The sequence below is a fragment of the Profundicola chukchiensis genome (genome assembly GCF_029664245.1).
Taxonomy (GTDB): domain Bacteria; phylum Bacteroidota; class Bacteroidia; order Flavobacteriales; family Weeksellaceae; genus Profundicola; species Profundicola chukchiensis.
In genome coordinates this window covers 1-21,270 of sequence record NZ_JANAIE010000009.1, presented here as the reverse complement: position 1 = coordinate 21,270, position 21,270 = coordinate 1, and the positions used below count along the sequence as shown (strand labels likewise).

Below are 21,270 nucleotides of genomic sequence, written 5' to 3'. Positions count from 1 at the left end.
TTTGTAGTTTTTGGTTAAGTTGCTATTTGCAAATCATATACCGATTAATTCGGCGATTCAAAATTACGGATAATTTTAAAAATTAACAGAAAATAGGACATCATATAAGTTTCCTGAATTTCAAGCATAAAAAAACCGCTATATTTCTATAGCGGCTTTCGTATTCATATTAACTCCTAGGCTTCACCTATGGGTCCAAAATTGGTTGGCATGTTATGAGGTGGCTCCTGATCCTTGATATCACCAAACTGTCTTTCGAACTTATTGATATTATCTTGGAGTGCATTCATAAACCTTTTCGCATGCTGTGGGGTTAAGATTATTCTAGATTTAACCTGTGCTTTTGGCATTCCAGGCATCATCTGAATAAAGTCTACCACAAACTCTGAATTAGAGTGATTGATCATAGCTAAGTTGGAATAAGTTCCACTTGCAACATCGTTATTGATCTCTATATTAAGACCTTTTTTATTTTCTTCACTCATTATGCTTCAGTTTTTTGATCAACTAATTCTTCGTATTCGTGCTTAGAACCAACGATGATGTTTTGATACTCTTTCAGTCCGGTTCCTGCAGGAATTAAGTGTCCTACAATAACGTTTTCTTTAAGACCATTCAAGTCATCGATCTTACCAGCTACAGCTGCCTCATTCAATACTTTGGTAGTTTCCTGGAAGGATGCTGCCGAGATGAATGATTTAGTTTGTAGAGCGGCTCTTGTAATACCTTGCAATACTGGCTCAGCCGTTGCCGACATAGCTTCTCTTGCAACTACAAGATTTTGATCTTCACGTTTCAATCTAGAGTTTTCGTCTCTCAACTCACGACCAGAAATAATTTGACCTGGTTTGAATTTATCACTGTCTCCAGCATCTTCAACGACTTTCATTCCGAAAATTCTGTCATTTTCTTCAATAAAGTCAACTCTATGCTCTAAACTTGATTCTAAGAATCTTGTATCTCCACCGTCGATGATTCTTACTTTCTGCATCATTTGTCTTACAATGATTTCGAAGTGCTTGTCATCAATCTTCACACCTTGTAAACGATATACCTCTTGGATTTCATTTACTAAGTATTCTTGTACAGCAGTAGGCCCTTTAATTCTTAAGATATCTTCTGGTGTAATTGCACCGTCTGATAATGGCATACCTGCTCTAACAAAGTCATTTTCTTGAACTAGAATCTGGTTAGAAAGTTTCACTAAGTATTTAGTGATTTCTCCTGTTCTAGACTCAACAATAATCTCTCTGTTACCTCTCTTAATCTTACCGAAAGATACAACACCGTCGATTTCAGAAACTACCGCAGGGTTAGATGGGTTACGTGCCTCGAATAACTCAGTTACACGTGGTAAACCACCCGTAATATCCCCAGACTTAGCAGATTTTCTAGGAATCTTAACCATAATCTTACCGGCCTTAATTTTCTCCTTGTCATCTACCATTAAGTGAGCTCCTACTGGTAAGTTATAAGTTACCAATAATTCACCGTCTTTATCCAAAATTCTCAATTCTGGAATCTGCTTTTTATTTCTTGAGTCAGAAATTACTTTCTCAGTAAATCCTGTTTGCTCATCAATCTCTAACTGGAATGTTTCACCTTGTTTAAGGTTTACATACTCAACTGTACCTGTTTGCTCAGCAATAATTACAGCGTTATATGGATCCCAGCTTGCAATCATATCACCTTTTGTGATGCTTGCTCCTTGTTTTGTATGTAATACCGAACCATATGGAATATTGTTCGTCATTACCATAGCTCCTTCTTTGTTCGTTAAACGAAGTTCAGCTGTACGAGATACAACGATATCAACTTTCTCACCTGCATCGTTTTCACCTTTTACAGTTTTCAATTCTTCGAATTCAACTGTACCTGATTGTTTAGCTTTAATCGATGAAATCTCTGATACGTTACCTGCCGTACCACCCACGTGGAACGTTCTCAATGTTAACTGAGTACCAGGCTCTCCAATTGATTGAGCTGCTACAACACCAACTGTTTCTCCCATCTGTACCATTTTGCTCGATGCTAGGTTTCTACCATAACATTTAGCACAAATACCAGATTTAGATTCACAAGTCAATGGTGAACGAACTTCAACCATATCGATTCCAGCTGCTTCAATTGCATCTGCAATATCCTCATCAATCATTTCGTCTGCAGAAACAATTAGCTCATCCGTTTCGTCATTATATACATCATGTAATGACATACGACCAAGGATTCTCTCTTTTAAAGGTTCAACGATTTCCTCGTTTTTCTTTAATGCAACTGCTTCAACACCTCTTAAAGTACCACAATCTTCTTCGTTAATGATCACATCTTGTGAAACATCAACCAAACGTCTTGTTAAGTAACCAGCATCCGCCGTTTTCAAGGCCGTATCCGCTAATCCTTTTCGAGCACCGTGAGTAGATATAAAGTACTCCAAAATTGAAAGTCCCTCACGGAAGTTTGCAATAATTGGGTTTTCAATAATCTCTCCTCCTGATGATCCTGCTTTTTGAGGTTTTGCCATCAATCCACGCATACCACTCAACTGACGAATCTGCTCTTTAGAACCCCTTGCACCTGAATCAAGCATCATATAAACAGAGTTAAATCCATCTTGATCCTCAATCATACGCTTCATTACAACATCTGTAAGATTAGCGTTGGTGTTCGTCCAAACATCAATTACTTGGTTATAACGCTCGTTGTTGGTAATTAATCCCATGTTATAGTTACCCTTAATGGTATCAACCTGCTCAATTGCATTTTGAATCATTTCAGATTTAACATCTGGAATTAAAATATCACCTAAACTGAATGATAAACCACCACGGAATGCATTGGAGTATCCCATGTCTTTCATCTTATCAAGGAAATCTGCTGTAGTAGGGAAATCGGTAATCTTTAAGATTTTACCAATTACATTACGTAATGACTTCTTAGTAAGAACTTGGTTAATAAATCCAACTTGCTCTGGTACAATATCGTTAAACAATACTCTACCTACAGTAGTTTCGATTAATTTGAAAACTAAGTTTTCACCCTCACGAACATTAGCTTTAACTCGGATAGCAGCGTTTAAATCAACTACTTTTTCGTTGTAAGCAATTTTTACTTCTTCTGCATCGTAGAATGTTAAGCCTTCTCCTTTAACTTTTTTACCCTCGCTTGAACGTCTCTCTTTGGTCATATAATATAGACCCAATACCATATCCTGAGAAGGTACTGCAATTGGAGATCCGTTAGCTGGGTTTAAAATGTTTTGAGAACCTAGCATTAATAATTGAGCCTCTAGAATTGCTTCTGGCCCTAAAGGTAAGTGAACCGCCATCTGGTCACCATCGAAGTCGGCGTTGAATGCCGTACATGCTAATGGGTGTAACTGAATCGCTTTACCCTCAATTAATTTAGGTTGGAATGCTTGAATACCTAGTCTGTGTAGCGTTGGGGCACGGTTTAATAAAACTGGGTGTCCTTTTAATACATTTTCTAAGATATCCCAAACAACTGGCTCTCTTCTATCTATAATCTTCTTAGCTGACTTAACTGTCTTAACAATACCTCTTTCTATTAATTTTCTAATAATAAAAGGCTTGTAGATTTCGGCAGCCATATCTTTTGGTAAACCACATTCGTGTAATTTAAGGTCTGGTCCTACAACAATTACCGAACGAGCAGAATAATCCACACGTTTACCTAATAAGTTCTGACGGAAACGACCTTGCTTACCTTTCAATGAATCTGAAAGCGATTTCAATGGACGATTACCATCAGCCTTAACAGCTGAAGATTTTCTTGTATTATCTAGTAATGAATCAACCGCTTCTTGTAACATACGTTTTTCGTTACGTAAGATTACTTCTGGAGCTTTAATCTCCATCAATCTTTTCAAACGATTGTTACGGATAATTACACGACGGTATAAATCATTTAAATCCGAAGTAGCAAATCTACCACCATCTAATGGAACTAATGGACGTAATTCTGGTGGAATAACCGGAACTACTTTCATAATCATCCACTCTGGACGGTTAACTTTTCCATCAGCATTAGCATCACGTAAAGCTTCTACAACAGAAAGACGCTTAAGAGCCTCTGTTCTTCTTTGCTTAGACGTTTCGTGGTTTGCTTTGTGTCTTAATTCATAAGACAACTCATCTAAATCAATTCTCTTTAATAATTCCTCTAAACACTCAGCACCCATTTTGGCGATGAATTTGTTTGGATCAGAATCATCTAAGTATTGGTTCTCGATTGGAATAGATTCCAAAATGTCCAAATACTCCTCTTCTGTTAAGAAGTCAAGTTTATTCAACTCTTCTCCTTCTGGTCCTTTGGCAATACCTGGCTGAATAACTACGTATCTCTCGTAGTAAACAATCATGTCTAATTTCTTAGATGGAATACCAAGGATATAACCTAACTTGTTAGGTAATGAACGGAAATACCAAATATGCGCTACTGGAACGACTAAATGGATATGTCCAATTCTATCTCTTCTTACTTTCTTCTCTGTAACTTCAACACCACAACGGTCACAAACGATTCCTTTATATCGGATTCTTTTATATTTTCCACAGGCACATTCGTAATCCTTTACAGGACCAAAAATACGCTCACAGAATAGACCATCTCTCTCGGGCTTATGCGTACGATAGTTAATGGTTTCTGGTTTTAAAACTTCACCATGAGAAGCCTGTAAAATAGACTCTGGAGAAGCTAAACCAATTCTGATTTTGCTGAATTTACTACTTGTATTTTTGCTTATAGACATAGTCTAATCAAATATTTAATTAATAATTATCGGAGACCAATTAATCTTCTCCATCTAATAAGTCGATATCCAATCCTAAACCTTGTAACTCATGTAATAATACATTGAATGATTCAGGAATACCTGGTTCTGGCATTGATTCTCCTTTTACAATCGCTTCGTAAGTTTTTGCTCTACCAATTACGTCATCTGACTTAACTGTTAGAATCTCTCTCAAGATATTAGACGCTCCATAAGCCTCTAATGCCCAAACCTCCATCTCACCAAAACGCTGACCACCAAACTGTGCTTTACCACCTAATGGTTGCTGTGTAATCAATGAGTATGGTCCAATAGAACGAGCGTGCATCTTGTCATCTACCATGTGTCCTAGTTTCAACATATAGATAACTCCAACGGTTGCTTTCTGGTCAAATCTTTCACCAGTTCCTCCATCGTATAAGTAAGTAGTACCGAACATTGGCACACCTGCTTCTTCTGTTAGTCTATTGATATCTTCTGCTTCTGCACCATCGAATACAGGTGTTGCATATTTAACACCTTTCTTGCGACCTACCCAACCTAATACGGTTTCGTAAATCTGTCCAATGTTCATTCGCGAAGGTACCCCTAGTGGATTCAATACAATATCAACTGGAGTTCCGTCTTCTAAGAATGGCATATCCTCGTCTCTTACGATTCTAGCAACAATACCTTTGTTACCGTGACGACCCGCCATCTTATCACCAACTTTCAACTTACGTTTCTTAGCAACATAAATCTTAGCAAGCTTAACGATTCCTGCAGGTAACTCATCACCTACTGAAATAGTATAACGCTCACGATTTAATACACCTTGTAAATCGTTGTGCTTGATTTTGTAGTTGTGAAGTAATTCTTTCACTAATTCGTTCAAGTCTTCATCTACTGTCCAAGCTCCACCTGTAAGGTTTAAGTAATCATCTACTGAATTAAGTAATCTCTGCGTATATTTCGCTCCTTTCGGAATTACTTCTTCTTGTAAATCATTGTAAACTCCTTGTGCTGTTTTACCATTAAGTAATTGATATAACTTATCTAATAAAACATTTCTGTGATCATCGAAATTCTTTTGGAATTCTTTCTCTAATTTTTCGATGGTCGCTTTATCCTTAGCACGTTTGGTTTTATCTTTAATGCTTCTAGCAAATAATTTCTTATCGATAACCACTCCGTGTAATGAAGGATTTGCTTTTAATGATGCATCTTTCACATCACCAGCTTTGTCTCCAAAGATCGCACGTAATAATTTTTCTTCTGGTGTAGGATCAGATTCTCCTTTTGGTGTAATCTTACCAATTAAGATATCACCAGGATTAATGTCCGCACCAATACGAATCATACCGTGCTCATCTAAGTCTTTAGTTGCCTCCTCAGAAACGTTAGGAATATCATTAGTTAATTCCTCCATACCCAACTTAGTATCACGAACATCCATAGAATACTCGTCAATGTGGATAGAAGTAAACCAATCTTCTCTAACTACTTTTTCTGAAAGTACAATCGCATCCTCGAAGTTGAATCCTTTCCAAGGCATGAATGAAACTAATAAGTTTCTACCTAAAGCTAATTCACCATCTTCAGTTGCGTAACCATCACAAAGTACTTGTCCTTTTTCTACTTTATCACCAACTCTAACAATCGGTCTTAAGTTAATACAAGTTCCTTGGTTAGTTTTTCTAAACTTAATAAGGTCATATGTTTTCTCAGAGCTCTCGAATGAAACGATAGCTTCTTCTTCTGATCTCTTATAATCTATAATGATTTTCTCAGCATCAACATACTTAACCGTTCCTTCTCCTTCAGCATTAATTAAAATTCTAGAATCTCTAGCAACTGCACCTTCTAGTCCAGTTCCAACAATTGGAGATTCAGGTTTTAATAATGGTACCGCCTGACGCATCATGTTTGATCCCATCAATGCACGGTTCGCATCATCATGCTCTAAGAAAGGAATTAAAGAAGCCGAAATAGATGCAATCTGGTTAGGAGCAACGTCCATTAAATCTACTTCATGAGGTTCAACAACTGGGAAGTCACCATCCTCTCTTGCTGTTACCCTATCGTTAGAGAATTTACCATCATCTTCTAATTTCGCATTCGCCTGAGCGATTACTCTTTCCTCTTCTTCTTCAGCTGTTAAGTGAATTGGCTCTTGTCCAAATTGAACTTGACCATCTACTACTTTACGATAAGGAGTAGTCAAGAATCCCATTGGGTTTACTTTTGAGTAAACACAAAGTGAGGAAATCAAACCAATGTTTGGTCCCTCTGGAGTTTCAATCGGACAAAGACGACCATAGTGAGTATAGTGAACGTCACGAACCTCGAATCCGGCACGCTCTCTAGATAAACCACCTGGCCCTAAAGCTGATAATCTTCTTTTGTGTGTTACCTCAGATAATGGATTGGTTTGATCCATAAATTGAGATAATTGGTTGGTACCAAAGAATGAATTAATAACTGAAGACAATGTCTTAGCATTAATCAAGTCAATAGGTGTAAACACCTCGTTGTCTCTTACGTTCATTCTCTCACGAATGGTTCTAGCCATTCTGTTTAGTCCAACACCAAACTGGTTAGACATCTGCTCACCTACTGTTCTAACACGACGGTTAGATAAGTGATCGATATCATCCACCTCTGCTTTTGAATTCACTAATTCAATTAAGTACTTAACAATAGAGATGATATCATCTTTAGTTAATACTTGAATTGCATCAGAAATATCTAAGCCTAATTTTTTATTTAATCTATAACGACCAACTTCACCTAGACTATAACGCGTGTCTGAGAAGAATAACTTATCGATAATACCTCGTGCTGTCTCCTCATCTGGCGGCTCAGCGTTACGTAATTGTCTATAGATATATTCTACCGCTTCTTTCTCGGTATTGGTTGGGTCTTTTTGTAATGTGTTTAAGATGATAGCATAATCCTGAGATTGTCCATCTTCTTTATGTAATAAAATCGTTTTAACTCCAGAATCAACAATCTCTTCGATATGTTCTTTTTCTAAGATAGTTTCACGATCTAATACGATTTCGTTTCTTTCGATCGAAACAACTTCACCTGTATCTTCATCAACGAAATCCTCATGCCATGTATTTAATACACGTGCTGCTAGAGTTCTACCTAAAGCTTTTTTAAGATTAGCTTTAGTTGTTTTAACTTCCTCTGCAAGGTCGAAGATTTCAAGAATATCTTTATCTCTTTCGTATCCGATGGCACGTAGAAGTGTAGTTAAAGGTAACTTTTTCTTTCTATCGATATAAGCATACATTACGCTATTGATATCGGTAGCAAATTCTATCCAAGATCCTTTAAAAGGAATAATTCTAGAAGAATATAATTTGGTTCCATTAGCATGGTATGATTGAGCGAAGAAAACACCTGGCGATCTGTGTAGCTGTGATACAATAACACGTTCTGCACCGTTAATCACGAAAGATCCACTAGGAGTCATATAAGGGATTGTACCTAAATAAACATCCTGAACAACTGTTTCGAAGTCTTCGTGTTCTGGATCGGTACAATAAAGTTTAAGTCTTGCTTTTAAAGGAACACTATAAGTTAAACCTCTCTCTATACATTCTTCGATTGAATATCGTGGAGAATCCACAAAGTAATCTAAAAACTCTAATACGAATTGATTTCGTGTATCGGTGATAGGAAAGTTCTCTGCAAATGTTCTATATAGACCTTCATTTTTACGTTGATCTGGTCTAGTTTCTAATTGGAAAAAATCTTCGAATGATTTCAATTGAATATCCAAGAAATCTGGAAATCCAGCCACGTCTTTCGCCGTGGAAAAGTTTACTCTTTGTGAATTATTTGTAGCCAATTTCTTTTGCATATTGGTTAGAATGGAGTTAAATGAATTCGTCGACTAAATGTCGATGTATTGTTATAATATCCGATGTTTTAAATCGGTAAGTGTCTAAAACCTAAAATAGGCTTAGACCTATCACACGTATGTGAAGGTCTAAACCTTAAGTTTTTATAAAGCTAAATTACTTAAGCTCTACTTCTGCACCAGCTTCTTCTAGCTGCTTAACTAAAGCTTCCGCTTCGTCTTTTGCGATTCCTTCCTTGATTGGAGCTGGAGCGCTATCTACTAATTCTTTAGCTTCTTTTAATCCTTTACCAGTTAATTCTTTAACTAATTTAACAACTGCTAACTTAGATGCACCTGCTGCTTTCAAGATTACGTCAAACTCAGACTGCTCTTCTGCTGCTGCATCACCACCTGCTGCTGGTCCTGCTACTGCAACTGCTGCTGCTGCTGGTTCGATTCCGTACTCCTCTTTAAGGATAGTTGCTAATTCGTTAACGTCTTTTACTGTTAAGTTAACTAATTGTTCTGCTAATTCTTTTAATTCTGCCATTTTTGTGTTTTTTAAAATTGTAACTTATAAATATTTGAGTGTGTTTTATTCTGGACGCTCACTAAGCGTTTTAACCAATCCTGCGATAGTTTGACCACCTGTCTGTAATTGAGACACAACAGTTTTGATAGGTGATTGTAGTAATCCGATGATATCTCCAACCAACTCCTCCTTAGATTTAAGGGCAGCTAATTCAGATAATCTCTCATCTCCTACGTACACCGCTGTATCGATCCATGCCGCTTTTAAAATTGGCTTTTGTGACTTCTTTCTGAAGTTCTCGATAACTTTTGCAGGAGCGTTTGCTTTGTCTGCAATCATTAAAGCTGTGTTGCCTTTTAAGCTATCGAACATTTCGTCATACTCCTTCCCTTCTACACGCTCCATTGCTTTTTTCAATAAAGTGTTTTTAACAACACGTAATTGAACGTCACTCTTAAAGCATGCTTTTCTTAAGTTGGTAGTTTCAGTCGCGTCTAATCCGGCGATATCTGTTAAATAAACCGTATCTGTATTGTTTAAGACTTCTTGTAAGTCCTCAATCATTTGTGCTTTTTCTGCTCTATTCATTCTGGATTTATTTAAGATTAAACACTTTTTGGATCAACTTGAACCGATGGACTCATGCTGCTTGAAAGGTAAATACTCTTCATATAAACTCCTTTAGCTGCAGTAGGCTTCATTTTATTCAAAGTAGAAATTAACTCCTTTGCATTATCTTTGATCTTTTCAGCATCAAAAGAAACCTTTCCTACGATTGCGTGTACAATCCCAGTTTTGTCTACTCTAAAGTCGATTTTACCAGCTTTTACATCAGAAACCGCTTTTCCAACTTCCATAGTTACCGTACCAGCTTTAGGGTTAGGCATTAAACCTCTTGGACCTAAAATACGACCCAATGGACCTAATTTACCCATAACCGCAGGCATAGTTACAATAACGTCAACGTCTGTCCAACCACCTTTGATCTTATCTAAATACTCATCTAAACCTACAAAGTCTGCACCTGCATCTTTAGCTTCCTGCTCTTTATCTGGAGTAACCAAAGCCAAAACCTTAATATCTTTACCTGTTCCGTGAGGAAGTGAAACTACACCACGAACCATTTGATTGGCTTTCTTTGGATCAACTCCTAAACGAACTGCAATATCTACTGTTGCGTCAAACTTTGATGTATCGATATCTTTAATTAAAGCAGATGCTTCCTCTAAAGTGTATAATTTCGTTTTATCAAATTTGGCTGCAACTTCTTTTTGCTTCTTAGTTAATTTTGCCATAATTTATCTTTTTATTCTGGTTTAGTACCTCCTTTTACAGTTATACCCATAGAACGAGCTGTACCAGCTACCATTTTCATCGCAGAATCTACTGTGAAACAATTTAAATCTTGCATTTTGTCTTCTGCAATTGTACGCACTAAGTCCCAAGAAACAGATCCTACCTTAACACGGTTTGGTTCACCAGAAGCTGTCTTTAACTTAGCCGCCTCTAATAATTGAACCGCCGCAGGAGGAGTCTTAATTACAAAGTCAAAGGATTTATCCTCATATACTGTAATTACAACAGGTAATACTTTACCTTGTTTCTCTTGTGTACGTCCATTAAATTGTTTACAGAACTCCATGATGTTTACACCAGCCGCACCTAAAGCCGGACCTACCGGCGGTGAAGGATTTGCCTGGCCACCACGTACCTGCAGTTTTACAATCTTCTGTACTTTTTTTGCCATTTTACAATGTTTCTAATAAAATTAAGAAATTTACGAATGTGGAAGCATTTATAAATAATCATGTGAAATTGTGGTCTCACGTCACAACTCCACATTTTGGACTGCAAAACTATGAATATTATTTGGTTCTGCAAAGATTAATCCAACTAAATATCTTTAGATTATAAAATAATTAATTTAATCCTCTTGAAATCTCTAAAAATTTAAATCCAATAGTTTTCTAAATTTATTTTTTAATAAACTTAGCTTTAAAACTTTTCCCTTCTTTATCTTTTAATACAGCTACATAAGTACCCGCTACCAAGAATGATACTGGTGTTGAAACTTTGTCAGAACTTAATATTAATTTTCCGCTTAAGTCATAAACTTGTAATGAATCAAAATTATCTAAATTAGTAATCAATTGATCCTGAACCAAAGTGGATGCTAAGACTTTCTTTTTCTGAGTGAAGACTTCATTTGTACCTAAGCTGGTGGTACCTTCTACCAAGAAAGTCATACCTGTTTCCATTTCCATCCAATCACCATTGGTATAAACTTTCGCCAAACTAGTTCCTTCTAAATTAATCCCAGGATAATTATGCCAATCGGTAATATTAGATGGATACGGAGCATCTATATAAGCACTAAATACAATCCAATATTTATGTCCCGGTTCTAAAACTAAATTTGCTTCAGTTAGATCGATTATAAAATTTTGATCAAAACCATTAGAAACTAATTCAACATTATCCATGTTTTGCAAAGAAGCATAAACTGCATTCTCCTCTGATGGTGCCATAGTTAACTCATCGGTTTGAAGAATGAATACATCTACAGATTGAAGTATAGACGGAAGATTTTGAAAAACCTGCGCACCAATTAAAGTAATACTTGTTACTTGAGCTGATTCACTCACCATAAAATCATCTGCCAAATGTACAGTTCGAGCTTCTGTAGATGAAGCTGCAATTGCTGTACTATTAGGTAACATTTCTTGTTGAAATAGGGTTTCAGTTTGAGCAAAAGACATCGAACTACCAAAAAGCATACTGGCAAGTCCTAAAACATAGAATTTATTCATATTAATAAAATTATTTAAGCGAATTTAAACAAAGCTATATCGGATAAAAAGTATAGCGCAAAAAAAAAGAACCAAATCTGGTTCTTTTTAATATTATGTATAACAATAGAAATTTAAATCTTTTCTACTTGCATATAGTTTAACTCTAAAGGTGATTTTCTTCCGAAGATAGAAACCATTACTTCTAGTTTTCTCTTTTCTTCGTTAATCTTTTCGATAGTTCCATTGAATCCATTGAAAGGACCGTCAATTACTTTAACTGTTTCACCAACAACAAAAGGAATGTTAACCAATTGCTCTTCTTCAGACAACTCATCCATTCTTCCTAACATGCGATTCACTTCTGACTTACGCATTGGAACTGGATCACCTCCTTTAGTAGAACTTAAGAAGCTAATTACTCCATTGATTCCTTTAATAATATGTGGAACCTCTCCTACTAACTCAACTTCAATCATTACATAACCTGGATAGTGAACTCTTTCTCTTTGAACTTTTTTACCGTTCTTGATTTGAATCACCTTTTCCATTGGGACAACAATCTGTCCTAGATGAGCTTCAAGTCCTTGATACTTGATTTCATCTTCAATGTAAGCCTTAATCTTATTTTCCTTTCCATTAATGGTCTTTAAAACGTACCATTTCTTTCCATCACTCATATTAAGGTCTTAATTTTTTAGTAAAGTATACAAGCCATTAATCGCCTCGCTGAACAAGGTGTCTACGCCATAAAGAAACAAAGCCAAAATCAATGTAGCAACTGCAACTACTACTGTAGAAGATTGCAATACATTCCATTTCGGCCATGTTACATTTTGTGTAAACTCGTAATAAGCACCTTTTACAAAATCTATCATAGTATTCTTACTTGTGCACGGGCGGAAGGGATCGAACCCTCGACCTTTGGTTTTGGAGACCACTGCTCTACCAGCTGAGCTACGCCCGTAAGTATACAAGGTGTTCCCAAAATTACATTAACATGGAAACACCTTGCATCTATTATATTATATTATTATTCAATAATTTGAGTCACCTGACCAGCACCTACTGTACGACCACCTTCACGGATAGCGAAACGTAATCCTTCGTTCAATGCAATTGGTTGAATTAACTCAACTGTAATAGAAATGTTGTCTCCTGGCATTACCATCTCTACTCCATCAGCTAATTGGATTTCTCCAGTAACGTCAGTTGTTCTTACGTAGAACTGAGGACGGTAGTTGTTTTTGAATGGAGTGTGACGTCCACCTTCTTCTTTTGTCAAGATATACACCTCTGCTTTGAATTTGCTGTGTGGCTTAACAGAGTCTTTCTTAGCGATAACCATACCTCTACGGATATCATCTTTCTCAATACCTCTTAATAATAAACCTACGTTATCACCAGCTTCACCTCTATCTAAGATCTTACGGAACATCTCAACCCCTGTAATAGTAGAAGTTAATTTCTCGTCTCCCATACCTACGATATCTACAGGATCTCCAGTATTAATAATACCTGACTCGATACGTCCAGTTGCTACTGTACCACGACCTGTAATTGAGAATACATCCTCTACTGGCATTAAGAAATCTTTCTCTTGATCACGAACTGGTAATTCAATCCACTCATCAACAGCGTTCATTAAGTTCATAACGCTCTCAACCCACTGCTCTTCTCCGTTCAATGCACCTAATGCAGAACCTTGAATAACTGGAGTGTTGTCACCGTCATATTCGTAAGAAGATAATAAGTCACGAACTTCCATATCAACAAGCTCTAATAACTCTTCATCATCTACCATGTCACATTTGTTCAAGAATACACAGATTCTAGGAACGTTTACCTGACGACATAATAAGATGTGCTCACGAGTTTGAGGCATAGGACCATCAGTAGCCGCAACCACTAAAATAGCACCATCCATTTGCGCAGCACCAGTAACCATGTTCTTTACATAATCCGCGTGACCAGGACAGTCAACGTGTGCGTAGTGACGATTCTCTGTTTGATACTCGATGTGTGAAGTATTAATTGTAATACCTCTTTCTTTTTCTTCTGGAGCATTATCAATTTGATCAAAAGCTCTTACTTCTGAATAACCTTTGTCTGCTAATACTTTTGAAATGGCCGCAGTCAAGGTAGTCTTACCGTGGTCAACGTGACCGATAGTACCAATATTTAAATGCGGCTTGTCTCTTTTGAAAGTTTCCTTTGCCATTTTAGTAAATTATTAAAATTCTATTTGTGTTAATATAATCGTTTCAATATGGATGTTTAAAAAACACCACAAGTGCGATGTATTACATACACTGCACTTTCCACTCTGAGCCAACGATGGGAATTGAACCCACGACCTCTTCCTTACCAAGGAAACGCTCTACCCCTGAGCTACGTCGGCCAAAATTTGAGCGGGAGACGGGATTCGAACCCGCAACAGTCAGCTTGGAAGGCTGAAACTCTACCAATTGAGCTACTCCCGCAGCTCTCAAAAAATTCAGCAAGCAAACTTACTAAATATTTTTGAGTAGTAATTGTGGGCAGAGAAGGATTCGAACCTCCGAAGTCGAAAGACAGCAGATTTACAGTCTGCCCTCGTTGGCCACTTGAGTATCTGCCCAAATTAAATTGTACTTTTTCTATTAAAATTGAGCCTCCAGACGGATTCGAACCGACGACCCCGAGATTACAAATCACGTGCTCTGGCCAACTGAGCTATGGAGGCTTATTTGTCATAGACTATGTTAAAGAACAGTCCGCTTTTTTGTTAAACGGACTGCAAATGTAATAACTTTTATATTCAATGCAAATATTTTTTAAACTTTTTTGCATTATTTTTTTGACATTTTTTCTTTCTTCTTGATAATCAATCGTTTCAAAGTATCGACTGCAAGGTCAGTTGCTTCGTAATATGACTCACCTTTCTTGCTAACTACGATATCATCACCTGGTACTTCTAATAAAATCTCTATGATCTTACTATCCTTTTCACTGGCATTTTCTTCTTTAAGAAATACATTAGCAGCGATAATTTGATCGTAAAAATTATCTAATTTCTCTAACTTTTCAGTTAAATACTTCTCTAGAGACTCTCCGGCTGAAAAGCCAATTGCTTGCAAATTTATTTTCATACTGTAAATTTATTTAGACTCACGTGGATGAGCCTGATTAAACACTTTTTTTAATTGTTGTATATCGTTATGTGTATACTCTTGCGTGGACGCCAAACTAGAATGACCCAAAATTTCCTTTACTGCGTTTAATTCTGCTCCATTATGCAATAACTGTGTCGCAAAACTATGTCGCATCATATGTGGACTCTTTTTGTTTTTCTGTGTGACAAGACTAAGATATGATTTTGTAATACTATACACAAGTTCAGGATACAATCTTTTGCCATTATTCGTAACGAAAAGACTCTCACTCAAATCAACCATCTCTTCCTCAGCTTTTTCCAAATAAACTTTGACTTCATAGAGCAATTTATCGTTAACTGGAATTAGCCTTTCCTTATTTCCTTTACCCAATACTTTAATCTCTTTCTTATCAAAAGATATACTAGAAACCTGTAGAGAAATCAACTCCGATCTTCTCATTCCGGTATGGTATAGCATTTCTAATATTAATTTATCTCGCTGACCTTCAAAATCATCAGCAAATAATTCCCCATTTAGCAAATTATCTATTTCACTAGAGGAATAGGGAATCTGAACTTTACTATTAAACTTAAGCGATTTTATTCCCTCTGTAGGCATATGTGAAATCCGCTCTACTATAAGAAGGAACTTATAATAAGTTCGAAGTGAGCTAAGCTTTCTATTAATGCTTCTCTCTTGAAGCTTCTGCTCTACTAAATAAGATAAATAAGCTTTTATATCCTTTTTATTCGCATCTACTAAATCTATTGGAGCAATGAAAGCCCCAAAATCTTGCACATCTTTTTGATAAGCTAAAACCGTATGTGGCGAATATTGCAATTCTAAACTTAGATAATCAATAAATTTAGATATAGACATAAAAAAAATCGTTTATCAAATTTAGTGAAATTTAATAAACGATTTCTAATAATTAAGATATAAATATCTATGCGTCTTCCTTACTTTGCATTTGCTGCTTGTATCTAGCTTTAGCTAATTGCTGACGCTTAACAACAGACGGCTTAGTGTACTGCTGTCTTGCACGTAATTGACGAACTACTCTTGTTCTGTCATATTTACGCTTGTATCTTTTTAACGCTCTATCGATAGCTTCGCCATCTTTTACTGGAATAATCAACATAATTTTACATCTCTTTTATTGGACGGCAAATATAAGGAGTATTTTTTAAGTGAAAAAACCTTTGTGCAATATTTATTTAAAAATATTACAACAACTTAACCTCCTTGCTGATTATCAATTCTTTAATTCAATTATTTAATTTAAGAATTTCAAGATTTAAGAGTGTTCATTTCTTAAATAAAAGTATTTATACCTATAACATATGTTTGCTGATTGTTAAATTTTGAAGTACATTTGTATATAGTTAGAATTAGTATACTAAATGATTTCTACAGATGATTTAATTACGGAATTAGAAGATGTAATTCGCAAGTTACTTTTAGATAAAAAGAAAACTGAAGCGAGTTTAGAAGAATTGAAAAATGAACGTAATGACTTGCAAAAGCAATTAGATCAATCATTAAAAGAAATTAAGATTTTAGAAAATAAAAATAAAGAAATGAAAATAGTGAGTGGTTTATCTGGTAACTCAGAGCATAGACGACTCATGAAACACAAATTAAACAGTCTGATAAAAGAAGTTGATTTGTGCATCGCAGAAGTAAAAAAGAAATCGATTTAGATTTGTATGGCCGATAAAGTAAAGTTGAAAATCACAATCGCTGGTAGACAATACCCCATGTCCGTTAAGGCGGAAGAGGAAGAGATTATCAGAAAAGCTGGCAAGCAAATCAATGAATTGATTAAGGATTTTGAACAGAAATATGACATTAGAGATAAGCAAGATGCACTTGCTATGTGTTCATTACAGTATGTTTCAAAAACTATTGGTTTAGAGAAAAGTGAAGTAGATGGAGAAGAAAAAACACAAAAGCGATTGCGCAAAATAATCGATGAATTGCAACAGCAGTTTTAATATTATATAAAGAAGTTCATTAAACAACACATTTCCCACATTGGTTCTAACACTATTTGGTAAACTCAACAAGCATATTTATGCCGAGTGAATATTGATTGGAAGACAAGCCGTCACCTCTATGGTATTAAAGCAACGGATCTCTGAATGTCAAGCTAGCTCAAATCCTGTCACCAGGAGTTTACTCAAATCAAATGAACTGATGTGGGATTTTTTTATTATAAATACATATATATGGAATGGATATTTGCCCTTATTGGGGGCTTAATAGTTGGAGCGTTGATCGCGTATATTTTTACTAAAAAGAATATTAGTAACCAAAATGAGATCTTATTAGAAGAGGCTAAGAAAAAAGCTGATGAAATAGAGCAAATAGCTATTAAAAATAAGCTCAAATCTGAAAACTTGCTGAAAAACGCAGAATCAGAAGGCGAAAGAATCAAGAAAGAAAAGGTTCTACAAGCCAAAGAAAAGTTTTTAGAGCTGAAGTCTCAACATGAAGAAAGCATCTCACAAAAAGAAAGAAAAACAGAAGAGCGAGACAAACGCAGTAAAGAAAAAGAACATAAATTAAATGAAGGTTTAAGCGATCTTAAGAAGAAGAGAAAAGCTTTAGACATCGAAATCCAAAACTTTGAGGAAAGACGCGAAGTTTTAGATCGCAAAATTGAAGAGGTTAACAACAACCACAAAAGACAAGTTGATTTACTAGAAAAAATCTCTGGTTATTCTGCTGTAGAAGCAAGAAAGGAACTTATGGAATCCTTGATTGACGAAGCTAAAACTAAGGCACAAAGTCACATCCAAGAGATTATGGATGAAGCACAAATGAATGCCCAAGATGAAGCTAGAAAAATTATTATTCAATCTATTCAACGCATTGGTACTGAACAAGCAGTTGAAAACTCTGTTTCTGTATTTAACTTAGAGAATGACGATGTTAAAGGTAGAATTATTGGTCGCGAAGGTCGTAACATTCGTGCGATTGAAGCTGCTACCGGAGTTGAAGTGATTGTAGACGATACGCCAGAAGCTATTGTTCTTTCTTGTTTTGATCCTGTTAGACGTGAAATCGCTAGACTTTCACTTCATAAATTAGTTACGGATGGTAGAATCCACCCAGGACGAATTGAAGAAGTTGTAGCCAAAACAGCAAAACAAATCGACGATGAAATCATCAAGATTGGTAAGAAAACAATCATAGATTTAGGAATTCATGGATTGAATCCTGAACTTGTAAAAGTGATCGGACGAATGAAGTATCGTTCTTCCTATGGACAAAACCTTTTACAGCACTCTAGAGAAGTTGCACACATTGCTGGAACCTTAGCTGCAGAACTTGGATTAAATGCCAAATTAGCTAAGAGAGCTGGTTTATTACACGATATAGGAAAAGTACCAGAGCAAGAGTCTGAGCTTCCACACGCTATTCTAGGTATGCAGTGGGCCGAAAGATATGGTGAACATCCAGAAGTTGTAAACGCGATTGGTGCTCACCACGATGAAATCGAAATGACCTCGCTCCTATCTCCTATTATTCAAGTAGCGGATGCTATCAGTGGTGCTAGACCGGGTGCAAGACGTCAAGTTATTGAATCGTATATCCAGAGATTAAAGGATCTTGAGAGTACTGCTTTAGGGTTCGATGGTGTACAAAAAGCATATGCGATTCAAGCGGGTAGAGAATTACGTGTGATGGTAGAAAGCGAAAAAGTAGATGATACACGTGCTAATGAGTTATCCTTCTTAATTACAGATAAGATTCAGAATGAAATGACTTATCCTGGTCAGGTTAAGGTCACTGTTATTAGAGAAACACGAGCTATTAATATTGCACGATAAACATACACGTTAGATAAATATCTTAAAGCAAAAACTCCAAAATCGTTGATTTTGGAGTTTTTTAATTTTTTATTAAATCTTAGATGAATATCACATCGACATAAATGCTTTTAATGTTTCTGCATTGGGCGCCATCTTAGTATCTATTTCTAAAATCTTAGGACGATCAGAAGCTGTATAGAATTCCTTCCAATAATTCTTCAAATCATATTTATTCGCCACTTTTTTATATTCAAAATTGAACATCTCTGCTAAATGAGCTGCCGTAAGATTATGTTTGGTCTCAAAGAATTTCTCTAAAGCATTCGTTGAACTTGGTCCAGGTATAATCTTAAAGATATTACCACCTCCGTTGTTCACTAAAATAATTCTAAAGCTCGCTGGAATATAATTGTTCCACAAGGCGTTGCTATCATAAAAGAAGCTAATATCACCAGTAACTAATATCGTTTGTTCTTCAGTTTTTATCGCGTGCCCTACAGCCGTAGATGTAGATCCATCAATTCCGCTTGTCCCACGATTGCAGTAAACTGAATTCGATGCATCATGATTAAATAACTGAGAATATCTAATCACCGCCGAATTGCTATAATGAATGTTTACATCTTTTGGAAAATTCTCAATCGTAGTCTTAAATACGAATAAGTCACTCCAAACCACCGACTCCATAAAACTATTTTGATAATCCGCATTAATTCTATTCGTCAATAACCATAAATCCCTATAATTAGAGTTTTTCGGCTCGAATTTCTTACAAAATGCAGCTACAAAATCCTTAGCTTCTAAATAAACTTTCTGTGTTAAAGAAAAATAGGTATCAGGTTGCCAATACAAATTAACATGCCAATGATAGGTAGGTTTATTCTCTCTTAAGAAATTCTTTATCTTTTTAGAAATCACATTTTGGCCTAATGTAATCAGCAAGTCAGGCTTTAATTCATTATAATTTGAAATTGAAATATTTTTAAGCACCGAATCTATTTGTGAAATACCTTTTGGTAGGTTTAAGTTTGAAGTTGTCTCAGTAAGTATTATCACATTTTTATATTCAGACAATTTGTCTAAATAATGTTGAAGATCATCATCCTTAGTTTGACCACCCACTAAAACCATTATTTTCTTTGCATCCGAAGCTTCCGATAACAAAGAATCCCAATCAACTGCTGGATATTCAGGCTTACCTAAACTCAGTTTATCAAAATCGATCAACTTTTCATTGATAGAATCATACAAAGGTTCAGAAAAAGGCATGTTGATATGAACTGGCCCTTTCTTTTGCCATACGGCTTTCATACAATCCTTAATTTTCAAGAAATTATCTGTAATCGTAGCATCATCCTCCTCTTCTTCTAACTGAACACCGGCATAAACATGCTTTTCAAACACATTCTCCTGACGAATCGTTTGTCCATCGAATAAATCAACATAATTAGCTGGACGATCTGCCGTAAGAACTACTAATGGAACATTCTGATAAAAAGCTTCTGTAATCGCAGGATAATAGTTAACTGCTGCTGAACCTGACGTACAACAAACCACTACCGGCTCGTTTAATTTTTGCGCCATACCCAAGGCCACAAAACCTGCACTTCTTTCGTCTACGACGCTATAACAAGTAAATCTATCATCATTAACGAACTGCATCGTCAACCCACCATTCCTAGAGCCAGGTGAAATTACGATATTCGAGATACCCGATTTGAGTAAAGTTTCAGCAATTAATTGAATGTTTATTTTGGAGGAATATTTCTGCATTTTATATTAAAATAAGTGGCAAAGATACTAAGAATCTAAAGATAATTTGGGCGTGCCCATGTTGCTATTTTCAGATTATATTTAATCCATTGATTACAATGTAGAGCAACTATTTTACAAAATTAAGGGACGCAACATGGTCAGGCTGCTGCGGGGTTCCGTATTATGCTGCCCAATACAACTTTCTCGTAAAAGCTAAGCATTATATCCACTGTAAACCATAACAAACTTTAATAAAACACATCAGCATAATACCAAGCCCTCCACATCCTTCACGCGAAGAGTTTAGAGTTGAGAGTTTATGGTGTAGAGTTAATTGGTTTCTGATATATAGTATTGAGTGTAGTGTTTTAAAGTAAATAACTGGAAGTAATTGCGAAAGATGGTACAATCAGATATAATTAATAATAAACCGCCTTACTAGTAATTCAGATCCATGAACCCTGAACTTCGAACCCTAAACGGTGAACTGTGAACTTAGAACCGAGGACTAACAATCCAGAACTGAGAAAAGGTCATAAAAAAAGCCTCATACATTGCTGTATGAGGCTTTAAATAAAAGACTGGCGACGACCTACTCTCCCGCTTTCGCAG

18 protein-coding genes and 5 tRNA genes are annotated in these 21,270 nt (G+C 36.0%); 3 read left to right on the top strand and 20 right to left on the bottom strand.

Annotated elements, in window-relative coordinates:
* Nucleotides 1-176: 176 nt before the first annotated feature.
* From NLM59_RS10800 to rpsU, 19 genes are all read right to left on the bottom strand, one after another.
* Nucleotides 177-485: a DUF3467 domain-containing protein gene (locus NLM59_RS10800; protein ID WP_304417793.1), complete on the bottom strand. Its 309-nt coding sequence runs from the start codon at nucleotides 483-485 to the stop codon at nucleotides 177-179.
* On the bottom strand, nucleotides 485-4,768 hold the full coding sequence (gene rpoC, locus NLM59_RS10795; protein ID WP_304417792.1) for a DNA-directed RNA polymerase subunit beta': 4,284 nt from the start codon (nucleotides 4,766-4,768) through the stop codon (nucleotides 485-487). Before rpoC ends, NLM59_RS10800 begins: the two co-directional genes overlap by 1 nt.
* A gap of 40 nt (nucleotides 4,769-4,808) precedes the next feature.
* The gene (rpoB, locus tag NLM59_RS10790) at nucleotides 4,809-8,642 is read right to left on the bottom strand and encodes a DNA-directed RNA polymerase subunit beta (RefSeq protein WP_304417791.1); all 3,834 of its coding nucleotides are present in this window, start codon (nucleotides 8,640-8,642) and stop codon (nucleotides 4,809-4,811) included.
* 157 nt (nucleotides 8,643-8,799) lie between these two features.
* Nucleotides 8,800-9,174 carry a 50S ribosomal protein L7/L12 gene (rplL, locus tag NLM59_RS10785; RefSeq protein ID WP_304417790.1) on the bottom strand — a complete coding sequence of 125 codons (375 nt, stop codon included), beginning with the start codon at nucleotides 9,172-9,174 and terminating at the stop codon, nucleotides 8,800-8,802.
* Nucleotides 9,175-9,219: 45 nt separating this feature from the next.
* On the bottom strand, nucleotides 9,220-9,744 hold the full coding sequence (rplJ, locus tag NLM59_RS10780) for a 50S ribosomal protein L10 (RefSeq protein ID WP_304417789.1): 525 nt from the start codon (nucleotides 9,742-9,744) through the stop codon (nucleotides 9,220-9,222).
* Nucleotides 9,745-9,761: 17 nt separating this feature from the next.
* Nucleotides 9,762-10,451 (bottom strand): 50S ribosomal protein L1, encoded by a 690-nt coding sequence (gene rplA / locus NLM59_RS10775; protein ID WP_304417788.1) that lies wholly within the window; start codon nucleotides 10,449-10,451, stop codon nucleotides 9,762-9,764.
* Nucleotides 10,452-10,462: 11 nt separating this feature from the next.
* Nucleotides 10,463-10,903, bottom strand: a complete 441-nt coding sequence (rplK, locus tag NLM59_RS10770) for a 50S ribosomal protein L11 (RefSeq protein ID WP_304417787.1) — start codon at nucleotides 10,901-10,903, stop codon at nucleotides 10,463-10,465.
* A gap of 226 nt (nucleotides 10,904-11,129) precedes the next feature.
* The gene (locus tag NLM59_RS10765) at nucleotides 11,130-11,966 is read right to left on the bottom strand and encodes a T9SS type A sorting domain-containing protein (protein ID WP_304417786.1); all 837 of its coding nucleotides are present in this window, start codon (nucleotides 11,964-11,966) and stop codon (nucleotides 11,130-11,132) included.
* 113 nt (nucleotides 11,967-12,079) lie between these two features.
* Nucleotides 12,080-12,625: a transcription termination/antitermination protein NusG gene (nusG, locus tag NLM59_RS10760; protein WP_304417785.1), complete on the bottom strand. Its 546-nt coding sequence runs from the start codon at nucleotides 12,623-12,625 to the stop codon at nucleotides 12,080-12,082.
* A gap of 9 nt (nucleotides 12,626-12,634) precedes the next feature.
* Entirely contained in the window at nucleotides 12,635-12,823 is a 189-nt protein-coding gene (gene secE, locus NLM59_RS10755; RefSeq protein WP_304417784.1) for a preprotein translocase subunit SecE, read from the bottom strand.
* 16 nt (nucleotides 12,824-12,839) lie between these two features.
* Nucleotides 12,840-12,912: transfer RNA gene (locus NLM59_RS10750), tRNA-Trp, on the bottom strand.
* 66 nt (nucleotides 12,913-12,978) lie between these two features.
* Nucleotides 12,979-14,166 (bottom strand): elongation factor Tu, encoded by a 1,188-nt coding sequence (gene tuf / locus NLM59_RS10745; protein ID WP_304417783.1) that lies wholly within the window; start codon nucleotides 14,164-14,166, stop codon nucleotides 12,979-12,981.
* A gap of 108 nt (nucleotides 14,167-14,274) precedes the next feature.
* Nucleotides 14,275-14,346: transfer RNA gene (locus NLM59_RS10740), tRNA-Thr, on the bottom strand.
* A 9-nt stretch (nucleotides 14,347-14,355) separates the two neighbouring features.
* Nucleotides 14,356-14,428 (bottom strand) — tRNA-Gly (locus tag NLM59_RS10735).
* A 54-nt stretch (nucleotides 14,429-14,482) separates the two neighbouring features.
* A tRNA-Tyr gene (locus tag NLM59_RS10730) sits at nucleotides 14,483-14,565 on the bottom strand.
* A gap of 31 nt (nucleotides 14,566-14,596) precedes the next feature.
* Nucleotides 14,597-14,670, bottom strand: a tRNA-Thr gene (locus NLM59_RS10725).
* Nucleotides 14,671-14,776: 106 nt separating this feature from the next.
* Nucleotides 14,777-15,076 carry a ribosome hibernation-promoting factor, HPF/YfiA family gene (gene hpf, locus NLM59_RS10720; RefSeq protein WP_304417782.1) on the bottom strand — a complete coding sequence of 100 codons (300 nt, stop codon included), beginning with the start codon at nucleotides 15,074-15,076 and terminating at the stop codon, nucleotides 14,777-14,779.
* A gap of 9 nt (nucleotides 15,077-15,085) precedes the next feature.
* Entirely contained in the window at nucleotides 15,086-15,961 is an 876-nt protein-coding gene (locus NLM59_RS10715) for a tyrosine-type recombinase/integrase (RefSeq protein ID WP_304417781.1), read from the bottom strand.
* Between the two features lie 67 nt (nucleotides 15,962-16,028).
* Nucleotides 16,029-16,223 carry a 30S ribosomal protein S21 gene (gene rpsU, locus NLM59_RS10710; RefSeq protein WP_304417780.1) on the bottom strand — a complete coding sequence of 65 codons (195 nt, stop codon included), beginning with the start codon at nucleotides 16,221-16,223 and terminating at the stop codon, nucleotides 16,029-16,031.
* Nucleotides 16,224-16,485: 262 nt separating this feature from the next.
* On the opposite strand from rpsU, the gene NLM59_RS10705 reads away from it, so the two are divergent.
* The 3 genes from NLM59_RS10705 to rny all read left to right on the top strand — a co-directional run bounded on the left by NLM59_RS10705 (nucleotide 16,486) and on the right by rny (nucleotide 18,921).
* Nucleotides 16,486-16,785 (top strand): hypothetical protein, encoded by a 300-nt coding sequence (locus NLM59_RS10705; protein ID WP_304417779.1) that lies wholly within the window; start codon nucleotides 16,486-16,488, stop codon nucleotides 16,783-16,785.
* 6 nt (nucleotides 16,786-16,791) lie between these two features.
* On the top strand, nucleotides 16,792-17,079 hold the full coding sequence (locus NLM59_RS10700) for a cell division protein ZapA (protein ID WP_304417778.1): 288 nt from the start codon (nucleotides 16,792-16,794) through the stop codon (nucleotides 17,077-17,079).
* Between the two features lie 234 nt (nucleotides 17,080-17,313).
* Nucleotides 17,314-18,921, top strand: a complete 1,608-nt coding sequence (rny, locus tag NLM59_RS10695; protein WP_304417777.1) for a ribonuclease Y — start codon at nucleotides 17,314-17,316, stop codon at nucleotides 18,919-18,921.
* 90 nt (nucleotides 18,922-19,011) lie between these two features.
* On the opposite strand, the gene menD is transcribed toward rny, so the two are convergent.
* Nucleotides 19,012-20,676 (bottom strand): 2-succinyl-5-enolpyruvyl-6-hydroxy-3-cyclohexene-1-carboxylic-acid synthase, encoded by a 1,665-nt coding sequence (gene menD / locus NLM59_RS10690; RefSeq protein WP_304417776.1) that lies wholly within the window; start codon nucleotides 20,674-20,676, stop codon nucleotides 19,012-19,014.
* Between the last annotated feature and the right edge of the window lie 594 nt (nucleotides 20,677-21,270).